Origin of the sequence: Tatumella citrea (genome assembly GCF_002163585.1) — a bacterium.
Lineage (GTDB): Bacteria > Pseudomonadota > Gammaproteobacteria > Enterobacterales > Enterobacteriaceae > Tatumella > Tatumella citrea.
In genome coordinates, this window is the sequence record NZ_CP015579.1 from 1,223,522 (window position 1) to 1,240,728 (window position 17,207).

Annotated in this window: 16 protein-coding genes; 11 read left to right on the plus strand and 5 right to left on the minus strand. The window is 49.0% G+C overall.

Going from position 1 to position 17,207, the window contains the following annotated elements; translation table 11 throughout:
* Positions 1-17: 17 nt before the first annotated feature.
* Positions 18-314 (minus strand): hypothetical protein, encoded by a 297-nt coding sequence (locus A7K98_RS05850; protein WP_087487715.1) that lies wholly within the window; start codon positions 312-314, stop codon positions 18-20.
* A 505-nt stretch (positions 315-819) separates the two neighbouring features.
* Between A7K98_RS05850 and A7K98_RS05855 the strand changes: the two genes are divergently transcribed.
* Both A7K98_RS05855 and A7K98_RS05860 read left to right on the plus strand, forming a co-directional pair.
* Complete coding sequence (locus tag A7K98_RS05855; protein ID WP_087487716.1) at positions 820-2,940, plus strand: TonB-dependent receptor; 2,121 nt, start codon at positions 820-822, stop codon at positions 2,938-2,940.
* Entirely contained in the window at positions 2,940-3,968 is a 1,029-nt protein-coding gene (locus A7K98_RS05860; RefSeq protein WP_407703103.1) for an ABC transporter substrate-binding protein, read from the plus strand. Before A7K98_RS05855 ends, A7K98_RS05860 begins: the two co-directional genes overlap by 1 nt.
* A gap of 39 nt (positions 3,969-4,007) precedes the next feature.
* Here A7K98_RS05860 and A7K98_RS05865 read toward each other — a convergent pair whose 3' ends face one another.
* The gene (locus A7K98_RS05865; protein ID WP_087487717.1) at positions 4,008-5,072 is read right to left on the minus strand and encodes an NAD(P)-dependent alcohol dehydrogenase; all 1,065 of its coding nucleotides are present in this window, start codon (positions 5,070-5,072) and stop codon (positions 4,008-4,010) included.
* 129 nt (positions 5,073-5,201) lie between these two features.
* On the opposite strand from A7K98_RS05865, the gene A7K98_RS05870 reads away from it, so the two are divergent.
* Positions 5,202-5,594: a winged helix-turn-helix transcriptional regulator gene (locus A7K98_RS05870; protein WP_087487718.1), complete on the plus strand. Its 393-nt coding sequence runs from the start codon at positions 5,202-5,204 to the stop codon at positions 5,592-5,594.
* A 130-nt stretch (positions 5,595-5,724) separates the two neighbouring features.
* Here the strand turns inward: A7K98_RS05870 and A7K98_RS05875 are convergent, their stop codons facing one another.
* Positions 5,725-6,144: a DoxX family protein gene (locus A7K98_RS05875; protein WP_087487719.1), complete on the minus strand. Its 420-nt coding sequence runs from the start codon at positions 6,142-6,144 to the stop codon at positions 5,725-5,727.
* A gap of 498 nt (positions 6,145-6,642) precedes the next feature.
* On the opposite strand from A7K98_RS05875, the gene A7K98_RS05880 reads away from it, so the two are divergent.
* Both A7K98_RS05880 and A7K98_RS05885 read left to right on the plus strand, forming a co-directional pair.
* Entirely contained in the window at positions 6,643-7,461 is an 819-nt protein-coding gene (locus A7K98_RS05880) for a transporter substrate-binding domain-containing protein (protein ID WP_087487720.1), read from the plus strand.
* 55 nt (positions 7,462-7,516) lie between these two features.
* On the plus strand, positions 7,517-8,986 hold the full coding sequence (locus A7K98_RS05885; protein ID WP_087487721.1) for a carboxylesterase/lipase family protein: 1,470 nt from the start codon (positions 7,517-7,519) through the stop codon (positions 8,984-8,986).
* 51 nt (positions 8,987-9,037) lie between these two features.
* Here A7K98_RS05885 and A7K98_RS05890 read toward each other — a convergent pair whose 3' ends face one another.
* Positions 9,038-9,991, minus strand: a complete 954-nt coding sequence (locus tag A7K98_RS05890; RefSeq protein WP_087487722.1) for an aldo/keto reductase — start codon at positions 9,989-9,991, stop codon at positions 9,038-9,040.
* A 301-nt stretch (positions 9,992-10,292) separates the two neighbouring features.
* Between A7K98_RS05890 and A7K98_RS05895 the strand changes: the two genes are divergently transcribed.
* From A7K98_RS05895 to A7K98_RS05920, 5 genes are all read left to right on the plus strand, one after another.
* On the plus strand, positions 10,293-10,619 hold the full coding sequence (locus tag A7K98_RS05895; RefSeq protein WP_087487723.1) for a YnfA family protein: 327 nt from the start codon (positions 10,293-10,295) through the stop codon (positions 10,617-10,619).
* A 93-nt stretch (positions 10,620-10,712) separates the two neighbouring features.
* Complete coding sequence (locus A7K98_RS05900) at positions 10,713-11,519, plus strand: shikimate dehydrogenase family protein (RefSeq protein WP_087487724.1); 807 nt, start codon at positions 10,713-10,715, stop codon at positions 11,517-11,519.
* Positions 11,520-12,082: 563 nt separating this feature from the next.
* Positions 12,083-12,850 (plus strand): ABC transporter substrate-binding protein, encoded by a 768-nt coding sequence (locus tag A7K98_RS05910; protein ID WP_232461629.1) that lies wholly within the window; start codon positions 12,083-12,085, stop codon positions 12,848-12,850.
* Positions 12,851-12,975: 125 nt separating this feature from the next.
* Entirely contained in the window at positions 12,976-13,839 is an 864-nt protein-coding gene (locus A7K98_RS05915) for a phytanoyl-CoA dioxygenase family protein (RefSeq protein ID WP_087487727.1), read from the plus strand.
* A 147-nt stretch (positions 13,840-13,986) separates the two neighbouring features.
* The gene (locus A7K98_RS05920; RefSeq protein WP_232461594.1) at positions 13,987-14,547 is read left to right on the plus strand and encodes a YbhB/YbcL family Raf kinase inhibitor-like protein; all 561 of its coding nucleotides are present in this window, start codon (positions 13,987-13,989) and stop codon (positions 14,545-14,547) included.
* Between the two features lie 176 nt (positions 14,548-14,723).
* Here A7K98_RS05920 and A7K98_RS05925 read toward each other — a convergent pair whose 3' ends face one another.
* Positions 14,724-15,719, minus strand: coding sequence for a LacI family DNA-binding transcriptional regulator (locus A7K98_RS05925; protein WP_087487728.1), 996 nt, complete (start codon positions 15,717-15,719; stop codon positions 14,724-14,726).
* A 242-nt stretch (positions 15,720-15,961) separates the two neighbouring features.
* On the opposite strand from A7K98_RS05925, the gene A7K98_RS05930 reads away from it, so the two are divergent.
* Complete coding sequence (locus A7K98_RS05930) at positions 15,962-17,203, plus strand: MFS transporter (protein ID WP_087487729.1); 1,242 nt, start codon at positions 15,962-15,964, stop codon at positions 17,201-17,203.
* Positions 17,204-17,207: the final 4 nt, after the last annotated feature.

A 17,207-nucleotide genomic window follows, 5' to 3' on the forward strand; every position in this document is an offset into this window, starting at 1 on the left:
AGCTACAACGCATTAAATTAATGTGCGCCTGCAGGTTTTTCTGGCTTCGGTGGCAGTGGCAGCACTTCAATTTTTACCTGGTATTTACCGGCATCAACCTGAGGCACCTGAGACACCAGATTCTTCAGTGTTTCGGCAGGTGTTGAGGTTGTTTCGGTCACAGCGTAAACCGGCATTGGATGCGGAGGATGCATACCGCCGTGCATATGATGTTCAAAGTCATGGTGGTCATCAGACTGTGGGCCCGGCGCAGCATAAGACAATGCAGAGACCAGTAACAGTGGAGCAGTAAGACAAATCGCCAGTTTTTTCATGATGAACTCCTCAAAATTTAAGTCCGCCATAGAATCTGTGAAGTGCTGTCTGTACTTCAATCGCTTTTGCGTGTTGTTTACCTGTTTTTCGATATCCCAACAGTTGTTTCTGCTACAGATAAAAACGTTCCCCCGGGAATCGTTTCTGTACGGGTTTTAGCCAGAATCAGTGGCTCTGACCGGGCCGGATTATACAAAATAATAGGTTGTATTTCTCAGAGGCAAAGCGAGGCGGAAATATGCAAACCGGCATTTGGTCAGGCCGCCGGCTCTCCGTGATGAGTTTCAACCACATCAGGCAACGGCTCCAGACATCAGAAATCGCCTTCGGATTTTTTTATCAGATAAAGTAGTGGCGACCAATATACATTCTGAAACGTTTTAATTTATTTAATCGTTATATAAATAACTACATAGCGTTATATTCCTTTTTCGGCTCCCGAAAAGCAGTGGCAACCGTTTGTTTCGGGAATAATTAAAAATAAAAATAGTAGCGGAAAAAATAATGTTTACGGGTAAGGATTTTCAGGGCAAAAAAAGTCTGTTATGTCTTTCATTACTGGCAAGTATCTCAGCGTCGGCGGCTGTTCAGAACCCCGGGCAAACTCTGGTGGTAAAAGCAAAGCCGGCTAACAGTGCTGATGCAACCAAACAGCAGGCAACTCTGGGTAATCTGGGAAAAACCAGCGTCAAAGATACTCCATGGTCGGTACAAACGTTGTCTGCACCGATGATGAAAGCTCAGCAATTAAAGAGCGTTAATCAACTGTACCGTTATATGCCATCGGTACAAGGCGATGGTGCCCGGCCACAGACCCGTGGGATGCAAGGCAGCGTTGTACAAAATAGTATGATCGATGGATTGAATGTAGTTTCGACGACTGATTATCCGGTTGAACAGTTTGATCATATCGAAGTTCTTGATGGTCTGGCAGGATCACTCTATGGACCCGCAAACCCGGCAGGGCTGTTTAATTTCGTGTCAAAACGCGGTACGGATACCCCATATCATTCCATTACCGTTGGCGGAGGGACAGGTCTGACCCATAAACTGGCCGGAGACTTTGGTGGTCCGCTCGACAGTAATGACAGAATTCGCTACCGGGCTAATGTGCTGGATGATGAAGGCGACGGCTATGTGAAAGGTAGTAAAATCCGCCGCCAGATGTTCAGCCTGGCGCTGGATGCTAACCTGACTGATAAGACACTGCTGGAAACCAATTTCAGTTATTACCATTATTACGATAAAGGTCTGCCGGGGAAATTTGCGCTGGCCAATGGCGTTTCTTTCCCTTCTGCCCCGAATCCGAAAACAGCCCATCTTGGCCAGTCGTATGCCGGTGATAACAATCACACGATGACAGCCGGTATTCATCTGAAACACGACTTCAATGGCAACTGGCTCGGCGAGGTTGGTTTTTTACGTCAGATTGCTGATCGTGAATCTACGGCCGTCACCAATACGCTGACCAATAATGCCGGTGATTACACCACTACCGCCTCGACCAGTACGGCCAGTCGTTTCACGATTAACAGCTATATGGCGAATATCAGTGGCGAAGAAGCAACCGGGTCGGTGACTCATCAGATTTCTGCCGGGATTCGTGGTTTTTCGTGGAAGAACTATAACCCGGTGTCGGGGGGAACATATACTCTGGGCAGCGCCTCACTGGATAATCCACAAGCGTTTGCAGAGCCTGATTATCCTGACTTTACTCATCGTTATCACTCGGCGAGTACCACCCAGACATCACTGTTGTTAAGCGACACCCTGACGTTTTCACCGCAGTGGAGCACCATCCTGGCAGGAAGTGAAAGCCAGTTAGCGACCTCAAACTACGGAGCCAGCGGAACAAGAACCAGCGATTCTTCTGACAGTGGTTTCAGTGGTTCTGCCAGCCTGCTGTACAAACCTGTCGATCCTCTGACATTGTATGTGACTTATGCCGATAGCCTGCAGCAGGGGGATACCGCACCTACCGGAGCTTCTAACGCAGGTAACATTCTGGCACCTTACCGCAGCAAACAAATTGAAGCCGGTAGTAAACTGGCGGTAGGCCGGATGCTGCTGACCGCTGCGTTGTTCCAGATTAAACGTCCGTTCGCTTATACCAATAGTGATGGGGTGTATGGACTGGATGGTGAACAACGCAACCGGGGTCTGGAGTTAATGGCCGAAGGTGATGCGACCCAAAGTATTCATATCTACGGTGGTATGACCTGGCTTGACCCGCGTTTGCTGGATACGGCGAGTACCACTACCAGCGATAAGCAGGTGGTTGGTCTGGCCCGTTATACTGCCAGCCTGTTCGCTTCATATGATCTGCCGGTATTGTATGGCTCTGAAGTGCACGCCGGAGTTCGCTATGTCGGGCGGCGCAGCACTGATAATACGAACTCCGGTTGGGTCGGCAGTTATACGACGGTTGATCTTGGGAGCTCATGGAAAACCCACCTGTTTGCGAAAGCAACAACCTTCCGGGTGGATATCACTAACCTGACTAACCGCCATTACTGGACCAATATCGTGCCAGGTGGTCTGAACGGATATACCGGAGCGGGTTATGCGAGTGCTTATCTGGGGGAACCGCGGATGGCTGAAGTCTCTATGCAGGTGCAATTTTGATAAAAACTACATTGCCGGGTAAACTCCCGGCTTTAGCCACTTTGCTGTTCAGTTTGTGTGCCAGTCCGTGGGTGGCAGCACAGACGGTCACGGATGACGCAGGGCACCAGGTCACAGTGCCAGACAGCGCCCTGAGGATTGCCGATGGCTGGTTCGCACATCACTCACTGCTGATGACCTTAGGTGCCGGGGATCGTATCGTTGCTACGGTAAACCATCCTAAAGATCGGCCATGGATGTTTAAAGTCCAGCCCTCTCTGTATAACGCGCTCCAGACGCCGGGGCATGAGTTTTCCAGCGAGGCACTGGTATTAAGACATGCAGATGTAGTATTTGTACCAAAAAATGATCCGGCAGCAGAGAGTTACCGTCAGGCCGGAATTCCGGTGTTGATGATGAATTTTGATGATTTTCCGTCGATGGAACGTTCGTTGCTAACCACGGCTGCGGTAGTGGGGACGCCACAAACCCGTCAGCGTGCGGAAGCTTATAACCGTTACCTGAACCAACAAATCTCAATGATCAGTCAGAAAACCAGTGGACTGAGCCAGCAACAGCGCCCGACAGTGTTACATATTCAGTCGCTGAAACCACTGAAAGTTGACGGGCGTAATACGCTGATTGACACCTGGATCAAACTGGCGGGTGGCAGAAATGTCGCTGCAAGTGTTGACGGTAATATGAAGCAGATTACCCCTGAGCAGGTACTTGCCTGGCAACCGGATTACATTATTCTGGATGCATCGGCAGGAACGCTGGAACAGTCTCCGTATCAGGCGATATTTAGTCAGTTACGTGCCGTAAAACAACACCATGTGGTGCGCAATCCGTCAGGGGTTTTCCCCTGGGATCGTTACGGAACCGAAACTGCTCTGCAAATTCAGTGGGCAGCCCGGTTACTGCACCCTGCATTATTCCCTGGGCTGGATATGGTTCGTCAGACCCGTGATTTCTATCAGAAATTTTTCGACTATCCACTGACTGACGATCAGGCAAAACGTATTCTGGCTGCTGAGCCACCACAATGAGTATGATGCCGCCCGCAAAATACACGGGCGGCGCAACACTTAGCCAGCGACATGATCCCAGCGGGTTCGTTGCATATCGATAACGAAGCGGTATTTAATGTTCCCTGACAACATCCGACTAAATGCCTCCTCAATATCCTCACCACCAATCATCTCAACATCCGCTGTAATATCATGCTTACCGCAGAAGTCGAGCATTTGCTGGGTTTCTGCAATGCTACCAATTGACGAACCACTGATGCTCAGACGTCTGAAAACCAGCGGAGTGATTTCCGGGCCCGGATGTGGATTATCAGGAATACCCACCAGTACCATTCGGCCATTGGTTTTCAGCGTGTTCAGATAGGGATCCAACGAGTGCGGAGCCGCAACACAGTTCAGAATCAGATCCAGTTTTTGGCTGCATTCTGCCATTTGCACGGCATCGGTTGAAACCACCACCTGAGTCGCGCCCAGACGTAGTGCATCGACGCCTTTTTGCGGCGAGGTAGTGAATAAGGTGACTTCTGCTCCCAGGGCACTGGCCAGTTTGACCGCCATATGACCAAGACCGCCCAGACCAATTACACCGACTTTCTGCCCGGGTTGCAGATTGTGATTTTTCAGGGGAGACCAGACGGTTACTCCTGCGCAGAGCAGCGGTGCAACAGCATGCAAAGGCAGGTTATCGGGCACGGAGACAACAAAATGCTGATCGACAATAATCTGCTCAGCATAGCCACCGAAGGTTGTTTTACCGGTGTAACGATCGGTTCCGTTATAGGTCGGCGTAAACCCCTGACTACAATATTGCTCTTCCTGCTGTTGGCAGAACTGACATTGCCCGCAGGAATCAACCATCACTCCGACGCCGACATAGTCTCCGGGCCGAAAACGGCTGACTGCAGCTCCGGTTTCCCTGACTCTGCCGACAATTTCATGCCCCGGAACCAGAGGATATTGGCTGACGCCCCATTCATTACGTGCCATATGCAAATCGGAATGGCATACGCCACAATAGAGAATATCAATACGGACATCACCGGGTTGTACAGGACGGAGAGAAACGGGCCCGGTTGCCAGCGGAGTTTTGGAGTTCAGGGCCATAAGAGAGTTAATTTGCATAGTCTGCCTGCCAGCGGGACAGCCCCGCGAAGTGTTACGACATAAAAAGAGTGGCACACTATAGATATGCAGAACCATAAATGGTAGTAGTCACCATTTGGTGACTACCCGTCAATAACGGAGCAGAGCATGCCGGAGTGGGAAGGGGATAAGTTGTATTTCTATGCAGATTCAGGGCCTCGCAGGCTGATGGATCTGTTTTCGGTGAAATGGAGCAGCATGGTGTTGCATGCACTCTGGCACTGGCCTCATGGCGCAGCCAGAACCGGGGAGCTGCAACGCAGCCTACAAGGTATTTCCAAAAAGATGTTGTTTCAGACGCTAAAGGAACTGGAGTTACGGGGGCTTATTCACCGGGAAGTGTTTAGTGTCGTCCCGCCGAAAGTGGAATATTCGCTGACCGCTTTGGGGAAAATAGTGGCAGAGCCTGTAGAGCAAATGTATTTATGGGGGCTGGCTAATCAGCAGGCACTGGATGAAATGTCTGAAAATTTGCTGCGTAATACACAAAATCAGACCTGACAGGCGTTGGCCTACGCGGGATAAAAAACTGCCGGCAGATTTGCCGGCAGCCAAATACAACAACGTCTGACACAGTTAATATTTCCTGTCGGACACAGATTCGCAGGAAATTTGGGGGTAATAAAAATTGCTACTGTCGGGAGATACTGTATTTTCCCGCACCGAGCAACATAATGATCAGGCCACCAAAGAAGTAAAGTGCTTCGGTTTCCAGTGCCCATGCACCAACCTCGGTAGTTTTGAAGAAGTTACCACCTACTACCAGTACGACGGCGAATAACAGGTTAATGGCGTAAACCAGCCCGGCAACCCGGGTCCAGACTCCCAGTATAATTAATACTGGTGCAATAATTTCTCCAATGTAAGCACCATAGGCTACAAAACCTGGTAAACCATGGGCCGCCAGCATCGGTTTAATCCAGTCGACCCCATGTACCAGCTTAAAACTGCCGTGAAACAGCATCAGCAACCCGAACACCAGACGCAGCAGCAGTTTCGCAAAATCAGGATGATCTACAACACGATCAAAACCAGCAATCAGCTTATTCATAAAAATTCCCCGTTTAAAAATAGTAAGGTACGTCAAAAGCGCCAAAAACATCACCACTATTTTTTGAATAAAAACATCAAAAATTTAGAGTGGCAATTTTGGTTTTTGTGCTCCTGCTGGTGTCTTTCCGGGCAGATTCTGCCATTCAGAAATGCACGCTGTCAGCCGGACAATAACAGACATATTTTCAGGTTCGTAATGCCTATTATGAAAATAATAAGTCTGTTTTTGACTTCTCCCGGACAAGGCAACATGCCAGAGTGAAAATGACGAACCGTAAGCTGAGGGTAGCTGGTAGTACCAACAGAGAGTAACGGGAATGTGGTTACTGGCAATATATATCATTATTTAATCTTTACCAGACTGGAATTATAAAATTACTTTTCGGGGTTTTGTTGTCATATAAATTTAGTCACGGTTTTATCTCTTTCCTGGATTATTAATATATTTTTCTTATGTTGAATTGAATTTTTCATAGGTTATTTTTATGGGGTGATTATGAGTAAATTTAAAATGATGGCAGCCATTGCCAGCCTGGCGTTGAGTAGTTTTTATGCCTGTGCCAATGGTTTTTCATCTGCGGGTAACCTGACTATTGGTTCAGATATGACATATTATCCTTATGAATATGTCAAAAATGACCAGCCTCAGGGCTTTGATATTGAGTTTATGACTCAGGTTGCAAAATTAATGAATCGCAAACCGGTATTTATGGATACCAGATTCGCTAATCTTGTTGTGGGGCTGATGAGCGGAAAATACGATATTATGAGTTCGTCATTATATATTACTCCGCAACGACTTCAGGCAATGGATATGATTCCTTACCTGAAAGGAGGGCAGGCAATAGTGATGCTGGCCAGCGCTCCGAAAAACCTGACAAATATGACGATGCTGTGTGGAAAAAAAGTGGCCACAATGCAGGGATCATTTGCCGCTAAACAGATGCGGGTAGCTAACGATTCACTCTGTGCTGATTCAGCGACACATCAAAAAATAATCATCGAAGAATATCCGTCTAATCCGGAAGCAACCCGTGCTTTATTTAGTCATGCTGCCGATGCTCAGCTTACCGATGCTGCATTATCTAAAGGGCTGACTGACCGCTTTAAAAACAGGCTGAAAGTGACTTCAGATGAATTGCTGACCCCGGTACTGATTGGTATCGGAGTCAGAAAAGGTGATACTGAGGTTAAAGAAGCTTTGACCCGTGCTATCACGGAGTATCAGCAAACCCCGGGTTATCAGCAATTGTTGCAGCGTTACGGATTTACTCGTCTGACGCCGCAGGATATCGCAACACTGATGCCAAAATAACTTGCCCACGGGCCGGATCATCGTTAACCGGCCCCGTTTACCATAGGTCATTACTATGCAGGTCACCGTCGACACCGGACTGAGTGCGATTACCGGAACCACAAATGGCAGGATTAATTGCTTCCGGGGAATTCCGTATGGCGAGCCGCCAGTGGCTGAACGACGTTTTCTCGTTTCTGAAGCCGTCATAAATCCGGCACAGATGATTGATGCCACACAGTTTCGGCCTGCGGCTCTTCAGCCAGAACGCCGATCCGGCCTTTCAGCTGAGCTGATGATTTCGCCATTCTCCGTCAGTGAGGATTGTCTTTATCTGAATGTCTGGGCACCTGCAGCACCCTCGCCGGTCAATGGTTACCCTGTGCTGGTCTGGCTGCATGGTGGGTCAGCAATGTACGGTAGCGCCAGCCAGCCGGTCTATGACGGACAGACTCTGGCCAGTGAAGGCATCGTGGTAGTGACGGTCAGTTACCGGCTGGGATGTATGGGATTTATGGAACTGGGCCAGGCCCTGGGCCACCAGTTCCACGGCAGCGGTAATGTCGCTCATCATGACCAGATACTGGCCTTACAGTGGGTGCAGGAAAATATTTCTGTATTTAATGGTGATGCTGGCCGCGTGACTCTTGCCGGAGAGTCATCGGGGGCAAAATCAGTGGCGGCGTTGCTGGCCAGCGGGCAGGGAAGAGGATTGTTTCATGCGGCGATTTCAGCGAGCGGTGGAGGTTCTTGTGTACATTCATTGCAGCAGGCTAATGATGTCACTACGATTTTTTTACAGCACCTGGAACAGATTAGCGGCAGCGATTCCCCCCTGCAGGCCAGTGACCGGCATCTGATGATGGCGCAAACCCGCACTGTCGAAGAGTACGGTTTTCTGTTCCCGTTTCGCACGGTGACTGACGGAAAGTTTTTACAGGACTCCCCACAGCAGGCCATTGCAAAAAAAACGGCCACCAGAATTCCTTTGCTGGCGGGTTTTAATCAGCATGATGGCTATTTTCAGCTTCCTGCCAATCTTTGCCGGGCTAAACTGACTCACTATCTGCCCCGCCAACTACAACAGTGTGTTGAGCAGATTCATCTGCAATATTCGGATTATCCGCTGATCGATATTATCTCTGACCTCGAATATATTTTGCCAACACTCGATCTTGCCGAAGCTCATCAGATGACTGATGCCGGTACTTACCTTTACCGGTTTAATCTGTTGCAGACCGAAGGAGTGTTTGAAGGCTACTGCGTGCATGCCTGTGATTTACCCTACATCTGGCGTAATTTTAACGATCCTTATATGCAAGGTTTTGTAGCATCCGATGCACAGCATTCTCTGACAGGCGCACTGCTGATGCAGCACTGGGTTAATTTTATAAAATATCATGACCCGTTGTTCTATGGGCAACCCGGGGGGGATGATGTGCTGTCACAAAGTCTGTCGCTGAATAACGAGGGAATTTCTTCGCTGGGGGATACTGTTGGCTGTAAACGTAAGATCTGGAACAGCGTGAGAGAACCACTGGCATGAAGATATTTTCAGGGGCGTTGAAGGCCCCTGAACGATTTTAAGGAAAGCAGATTATTTGCTGACAGTATCCAACAGTGACAGCTGCTGAGGTGTCAGCGAAAGCAGCAGTGCTTTAGCAAAGCTTTCGACCTGACTGGTACTGGTGGCACTGGCAATCGGTGCCGTGACTCCTTCGCGGGCAATCAGCCAGGCCAGCGCTACTTCAGCGGGTTTGGCATTATGTTCTTCCGCCACGCTGGTAATGGCATCCACAATTTTAAAACCACGCGGATTCAGGTATTTACTGATTCCTGAGCCACGTTTGCTTTGTTGTAAATCGTCCTGTTTGCGGTATTTTCCGGTCAGGAAACCTGAGGCCAGACTGTAGTAGGTAACAACACCAATATTTTTCTTAATGCACAGATCACGCAGTGGACCGTCAAAGCTGCTGCGATCATACAGGTTATACTCTGGTTGCAATACCTGGTAGGCCGGCAGTGAGTGTTGAGCGGCAACATTCAGGGCATCAGAAAGCTGGGTGGCATCGAGGTTAGATGCACCTATGGCACGAATTTTTCCGTCAGCCAGCAGTTTTTTGTAGGCTTCCAGAGTCTCTTCGTACGGAGTTTCAGGATCAGGCCAGTGAGAGAAATAGAGATCAATATAATCAGTATTCAGACGGCGTAACGAGTCTTCTACAGCCTGGATAATCCATTTTTTCGATAATCCTTTATGGCCTTCAATACCTAAATCTGAACCGACTTTGGTGAATAATTTTATCTGTTCACGGCGGCCAGGATGGGCTTTCAGCCAGCGACCGATAATGGTTTCAGATTCTCCCCCCTGGTTACCTTCTGCCCAGCGGGAATAGACATCGGCAGTATCGATGGTGTCAAAACCGTGATCGATAAAAGCATCCAGTATTTTAAAGCTGGCGGCCTCATCAATGGTCCATCCGAACACATTGCCGCCAAATACCAGTGGGGTGATGGACAAACTCGTCTGTCCCAGTAGTCGTTTAGTCATCTCTGAAATTCTCCTGATAGTAAAAACATAGGCAGTCACTGACAGCGACCCGGCCTGATACTTACTCTGTCCGCTCAGCGGCGGGATTTCCTGAAGACAACTCTCAGCATATCGTGACTTTTACTATCTGGCAGAACCAATGTTGCGATATAACATGAATATTCCTCAATATCTGGCCGTAAAAAATATCGGGGTCTCTTACACTATAACTGTAGTAAAACGTTGCCAGCCCTTGTGCTTACAGGGATAGGGTGACTGTTGCTATAGCAATAAAATCATCTCAGGGAGTGAATCAGGACGCATGCTGTTACTAAAAACTGGTTTGTTATTTATTCTGACGGCGGTGGCAGAAATCGCCGGGTGCTGGTTTCCGTATCTGGTATTACGTGAACACAAAAGCCACTGGCTGCTGCTACCCGGAGCACTTTGCCTGATAATATTTGCCTGGTTATTAACGCTTAATCCGGCGGCGGCTGGCAGGACTTATGCGGCTTATGGCGGTGTTTATATTTGTGTTGCGCTGGCCTGGTTAAGAATTGTCGAAGGAATTTCACTCACCCGATGGGATATTGCCGGTGGGGTGGTCGCACTGGCGGGGATGCTTATCATAGTCTGTCAGCCGACATAAATTGCCAAAGGATCCTGTGCAAAATGGCAAATTTTCACTGTCTGTTATAATCAGTGAACTGGCCGGAAATTAATTATTCGCGGAGAAAGGGATATGTCATCTGTTGAGTCTGTCAGTGGGTTAACGCGATTAATGGCTATTATTGGTGACCCGATCGCCCGGGTCAGGGCTCCACAACTGATCAACCGGGAGTTAAGCCAGCAGCAGAGGGAAAACGTACTTATGATCCCTTTGCATGTTGCCCCTGATGGACTGCAGTCGGCACTGGAGGGGTTAAGGCATTGCCAGAATTTTTCAGGTGCCGTGATTACCATGCCACATAAGCGTGCAGTAACAGGGTTACTGGATTATATTTCGCCAGAGGCACAACTGGCCGGTGCCTGTAATGTGATTAAAAGACTGCCGGACGGAAAACTGAGCGGAGCCCTGTTCGACGGAGAAGGATTCGTCTCCGGATTACAGCAACGGGGTTATGAGGTTGCCGGGAAAAGAATTTATCTGGCCGGGGCTGGTGGCGCTGCCAGTGCTATTGCTCATGCGCTGGCCAGTCATGGCGTTACCGAGCTTATTTTGTATAACCGATCTGAACCCGCAGTATTAGAACTGGCAGGGCAGTTGGCCAGCCATCACCCCGGACTGGTCGTTATCCACGGAACCCGTAGCCCGTCTCATTGTGATATTGCCATTAATGCGACGCCTGCCGGAATGGGCGATGATGACCAGCAGGCATTCTCACTGCAACATCTGGGGCCGGGAACTCTGGTGTGTGACATTATTATTTATCCCGAAAAAACGCCGTTGCTGCTGGCTGCGGAACAGGCCGGGCTGCCGGTTCATACCGGGGAAGCCATGCTTTCGGCGCAAATCTCTCTGATGATAAAATTTATGCTGGAATCCTGAACGGGGGACTTTTCCTCCGGAATGCAGAAGAAAACCGAAACCGGGTGTTGATATTTCAGGGGCCAGCCATTTCCCGGTTTCGGCTGCTTCTGTGCAGTAAACTGATTTACTTATATATCAGTGAATGGGATCCGATGATCAAAGACCTGTTTATAATAGTCTGTCTGTCTGTTGTTCTGTCTCTGTTATTCTTCCGCGATTGTTTATTATCATATTTTCGACCGGTTTTATTTTTCCACTGGTGGTATTCATCAGCAGTATTTATCTGACGAAAAATCGCGGTAATAATTTTTTCCTCTGGATAAGTTGGGCATTTTTTTTCGTTGGTCTGACAATAAATTTCGTACTTTCCTTACAGGCAATATTTGGTTGAAAGTAACTACAGCCGCAAGATTACTGCGGATATTACTGGGGCAGTAATGATATGCACCCGTGAAGTCTACCCCCGACAGTAACATATTATCGCAGGGCGATTGCCTCAGCAGGAGAGTCTTATGAAAGTGACCCATTCGTTGTCCTCAGTGCGGTGTTTATCAGCAGCGTTAGGTTTAGGATTACTGGCAATGGCCAGCCAGGCTAATGCCGACTTTCTGAAACCCGGGGTTATCACCGCCGGTTCAGATATTACTTTTGCTCCTTATGAATATATGCTGAATGGCCAGCCCGCCGGGTTTGATATTGAAATGCTAAAGGGCATTGCCGCGTCCTTAGGTAAAACCTCAGTGAATGTCGATACCCGTTTTCCTAACCTGATTCCGGGCCTGCAAGGCAAACGCTTTGATATCACTAACTCTTCGATGTATATCACGGCTGAGCGCCTGAAAGTGATTGATATGATCCCTTACCTGAAAACCGGTGAGAAGATAGTGACTCTGTCCGACAGCAAATATAAGCCTGAAGACCCGGCCGAAATGTGCGGCCATAAAATTGGTACTATGGCGGGTACTTCTTTCCTGCAAGGTCTGATGAAATTCTCTCAGGACTCCTGTGTAGCCAAAGGCAAACCGGCGATTACCATTAGCGAGTATCCGACAGATCCACAGGTAACTCAGGCATTGCTTTCTAAGGCGGTTGAAGCACAGATTACCGATGTAGCCGTGGCCCAGGGTGTGGTTCAGCGGCTTAAAGGTCGGGTCGTTATCACTTCTGACAAATTGCTGTATCCGGTTCTGATTGGATTCGGGGTACGTAAAGATGACCCTGTCGTCAAAAAAGCTATGGAAGAAGGGTTGAGTAAGTTCAGTAAAACGGCGCAGTACAAACAACTGTTTGAAAAATACCATTTCATCCCGGTAACAGCTGAAGATATTAAAACGATTAAAGCCAGTTAATTTTCATTTCTGCACCAGGGAAGGTTTAACGCCAGACACTCCTGCCGGCGTTAAACCTTGTTATTGCATCAGTGACATCACCGTGGAGGTAAGGCAGGTAGCTCCGTGGTAGTAATGAGGCAGTTATGATTGAACAATGGCAGGTAGACCAGTTTAATGAGCAGGGTGTTCTGGTTGTCGAACAGGTATTTTCAGCCGAAGAGATCGATGCATTACAGACGGCATTTGCCGCATGGGTTGAAGAAAGCCGCCAGCACAACAGTGCCTATGGTGAAACTATTGACGGACGTTCGCGCTTTGATGTTGACAGTGATCACTCAGCAGATCATCCCTCTTTACGCAGGATTGCCTCTCCTACAGAAATATCCGCACTTTATTACCAGGCTGCCTGTCAGTCGCGGATGAGTGAGATTGCGGCGCAGCTGATTGGTCCTGCTGTTCGTTTTCACCATAGTAAAATCAATTCAAAACTGCCTGGTACAAAAACCGAGGTGAAGTGGCATCAGGATTTTCTGTTTACGCCACATACCAATGATGACCTGGTGACTGCCTTGTTAATGGTCAGTGAAGTGACGGCCGATAATGGTCCGTTACAGGTGATCCCGGGAAGTCATAAGGGGCCGTTACATAATCACTGGCAGGAAGGAAAATTTACCGGCTCAGTGGATGACCAGGTCGTAAAAGAACAATGTACCAGTCCGGTTGCCTGTCTTGGACCTGCCGGTAGTGTTTGTTTTATGCATACCCGCTTGTTACATGCTTCTGCGCCGAATAACAGCCCGTTGCCACGAACTTTGTTTATCGCTGTTTATTCAGCCGAAGATGCTTTGCCTCTGGCCGAAAATCCGTTGCCTTCGCAACATGAACGTCAGGTAGTGGCAGGTGAAGAGAGTGGCAATATTCGTTGCGTGGATAACCAGTTCCGTTTGCCTCAGAAACCGAAAGGTGCTTCATTTTTTGTGCAGCAGGCAGGGGAAGACCAGCGCTGATCGCTGTTAACTAAACGATATTGTTGTCGGGAACCCGTTTCCCGGCACAACCATTGTGTTTTTCGGTAATTTGGTTCAGGGTTGAGCGACAGATTTATGTTTAGCTCTTGCCGGTGTAGCCGGCTGAACCTTTTACCGGAATAACCGATGAAAAAAACGTTGAACAGTTTGTTGTTAGCCAGCCTGAGTCTGACTGCAGCATTTAGCGCAACTGCGGCTCCTTTCACTTTAACTTCCCCTGATTTTACTTCCGGTCATGTTATGCCTTCGGCAATGGGCGGAAATCTTCCTCACGTCAAAAGCTGTCATGGGCAAAATATTTCTCCGCCACTGAGCTGGGAAAACCCGCCTGCTGCCACACAGAGTTTTGCATTGATTATTCAGGATGCAGAAGGTCGTAACGGGCTGGGTGCTACCCATCTGCTCGCCTATGGTATTCCGGCCACTCAGCATCAGTTTCTGAGAACTGCTCTGGCTAACGGCCATGGGTTTATCGGCGGGAAAAACAGCTTTGATAAACTGGTGTATGACGGTCCGTGTCCGCCGGTGAATGGCGATATTCACACTTACACTTTTACTCTGGTAGCCACGAATCTACCTGCGGATAGTTTGCCGGAAGGGTTGAGTCAGGCTGAGTTGCTACAGAAACTGGAAGGGCATGCCCTGGGCGCTGCGGGGATGACCGGATTATATTCGGGTAAAAAATAGTCTGCCCGTATAAACGGGCAGACCGGGGATGACTACGGGTCACGGAGGACTGATGCCTCAGTAAATCCAATGCTGCCGGTGACTCTCAGCAAACACTCATTTAGTAAGATCGCGATACGGTTATAAAATTTTAAATTGTTATCACTTTCCCTGGTTGAGAAATCCTGGCGGCCATACTACAGCGATTCGCGCAAAAGAAGCGGACTTTCCACCCGAGTGATATCGCTGTGTGTTAGCTGATTAATAATGTGTAGCGCACTCAAGCGACCAATCTGATAGTGCGGTAGCTGTACCGTCGAAAGCGGGGGGACGAAGAGATCGCCAATACCCACCATATTGTCATAACCCAGTACAGCAACGTCCTGCGGGATACGTAACCCCTGCCCAAGCAATGTTTGATACACCATAAACGCGATGCGATCGTTGCCGCAGATCACTGAGTCGTGCTGCGGCTTGCCGTGTAGCATATGCGCCAGCAGTATCCCGGGCATATCGCGATAGTGCTCATCGCCAGATTCCATATACACGTGAGCGAGCGTATCCGGATCGACACCGGCTTCGCGGCATGCGCGTTCCAGTCCCTGGCGGCGTCGGATAGTTGCCAGATGTTTTGCGGGTAAGTGCAGACAAAGCGGACGACGATAACCAGCAGCCAGCAGCGCCTGCACCGCGTTATACTGACCCTGTTCATCATCCGGAATGTAGCTCGCGACCGGAGCGTGCTGGCTTTCACAGTTCGCCAGCACGCAAGGCAATGTCAGCAGCTTGGGAGGCAACGGAACCTGGCGCAGACCCATGGTGGTATAGATGATGCCGTCCGGACGGTGAGAGAGCAGCAGATCGACCATGGTTTCCGGGCTGTCATCGGAGAACATGTTGACCACAAAACTGTTCCAGCCTCGTGCGCGGGCGGTTTCTTCAATGGATAGGGTAATCTCCACAGAGAACGGGGTAGTCACGGTATCCAGCGCAAGAACGCCGATGGTATTGGGGGAAGCATGAGCATTGCGGATCTTCTTTGCTGACAGATCCGGCACATAGTTCGTCAGCTCGATGGCCTTTTGCACGCGAGCCAGGGTTTTTGGTTTTAGACGGTCCGGGCTGTTAAGCGCGCGGGACACGGTCATCAGTGATACGTTTGCCAATTTTGCCACATCTTTTAGAGAGGCCATTGTCTTACTCCATCATTACCGTGTTGCTACGGCATTATAACTAATTTGCTGATGTGAAAGGGATAATACGTGACTCTTTTCGGGCAAGCCGCAAACCTTTTATCACAAGTGTTGAGCTGGATCTCATATCTCGTATGTTAACGTTAACTTTTGTGATTAACCTCATAAATGGAAGGAAAATGGGGTGATGATTATTTTATGTTAACGTTACCATCTAATCATTGCTTAAATATGAGATAGCTATGATGAAAGTCCATCATTCCCGCAGTTACCCTTTACTCAGTGCTCTGCTGTTTTTCTTTTTTGTCAGCTGGTCTGCCTCAGGCTCATTACTTTCCATCTGGCTGCATCAGGAAATCAGGCTGAAAGCCGGGGATACGGGGATTATCTATTCGGTTCTCTCGATCTCCGCGCTGTTCGCGCAAATTTGCTACGGCTTCATTCAGGATAAGCTTGGCCTGCGCAAACATCTTTTGTGGTATCTCACGGTGATGCTGATCCTCTCCGGCCCGGCTTTTCTGCTGTTTGAGTACCTGCTGAAAGTTAATATTCTGCTCGGCAGCGTATTCGGTGGCATTTTCATCGGTCTGACCTTTAATGGCGGTATCGGCGTGCTGGAATCCTTTACCGAGCGGGTGGCTCGTCAGAGCCAGTTCGAATTTGGCAAAGCGCGGATGTGGGGGTCATTGGGATGGGCGGTAGCAACGTTTTTTGCCGGGCTGCTGTTTAATATTGACCCGAAGTTGAATTTTGCGGTGGCCAGCTGCTCCGGGCTGATGTTTATGGTACTGCTGGCCCGGCTGCGAGTGTCCTCTGCGGCCCATGCCATGCAGGAAGCAGTGGCAGGAGGAAAAGTGACGCTGCAAGATGCGCTGCGTCTGCTGACCCTGCCGCGTTTCTGGGCAATGGTGTTTTTCGTCGTCGGCACCTGTATTTACAGCGTGTACGATCAACAATTTCCGGTCTATTTTTCGTCGCAATTTGCCTCGTTTCAGGAAGGTAATGAGATGTACGGCTATCTGAATTCATTTCAGGTATTGCTTGAAGCGGGTGGGATGTTTTGTGCGCCGTGGCTGGTGAACCGCGTGGGTGCTAAAAATGGCCTGATCTTCGCTGGCATGGTGATGGCGATGCGCATGATTGCCTCCGGGCTGGTAGAAGGGCCGTTGCTGATATCCATTGCCAAACTGCTACATGCCGTCGAGCTGCCGGTTCTTCTGGTGGCGATCTTCAAATATAACAGCTTGAATTTTGACAAGCGTCTTTCATCGACGCTTTATTTGGTGGGTTTCGCCTGCACCAGTTCGGTTATCGCCACGGTGCTATCACCACTGGCGGGTTACAGCTACGAAAGATATGGTTTCGCTGAATCCTATCTGTTTATGGGCATGCTGGTGTTCTGTATCACCTTTATCTCAATGTTTTTACTGCGAAACAGCGACGCTTCGGCGAATTCGCAAATCTCAAAATTTTCCGCTATCTGAATGA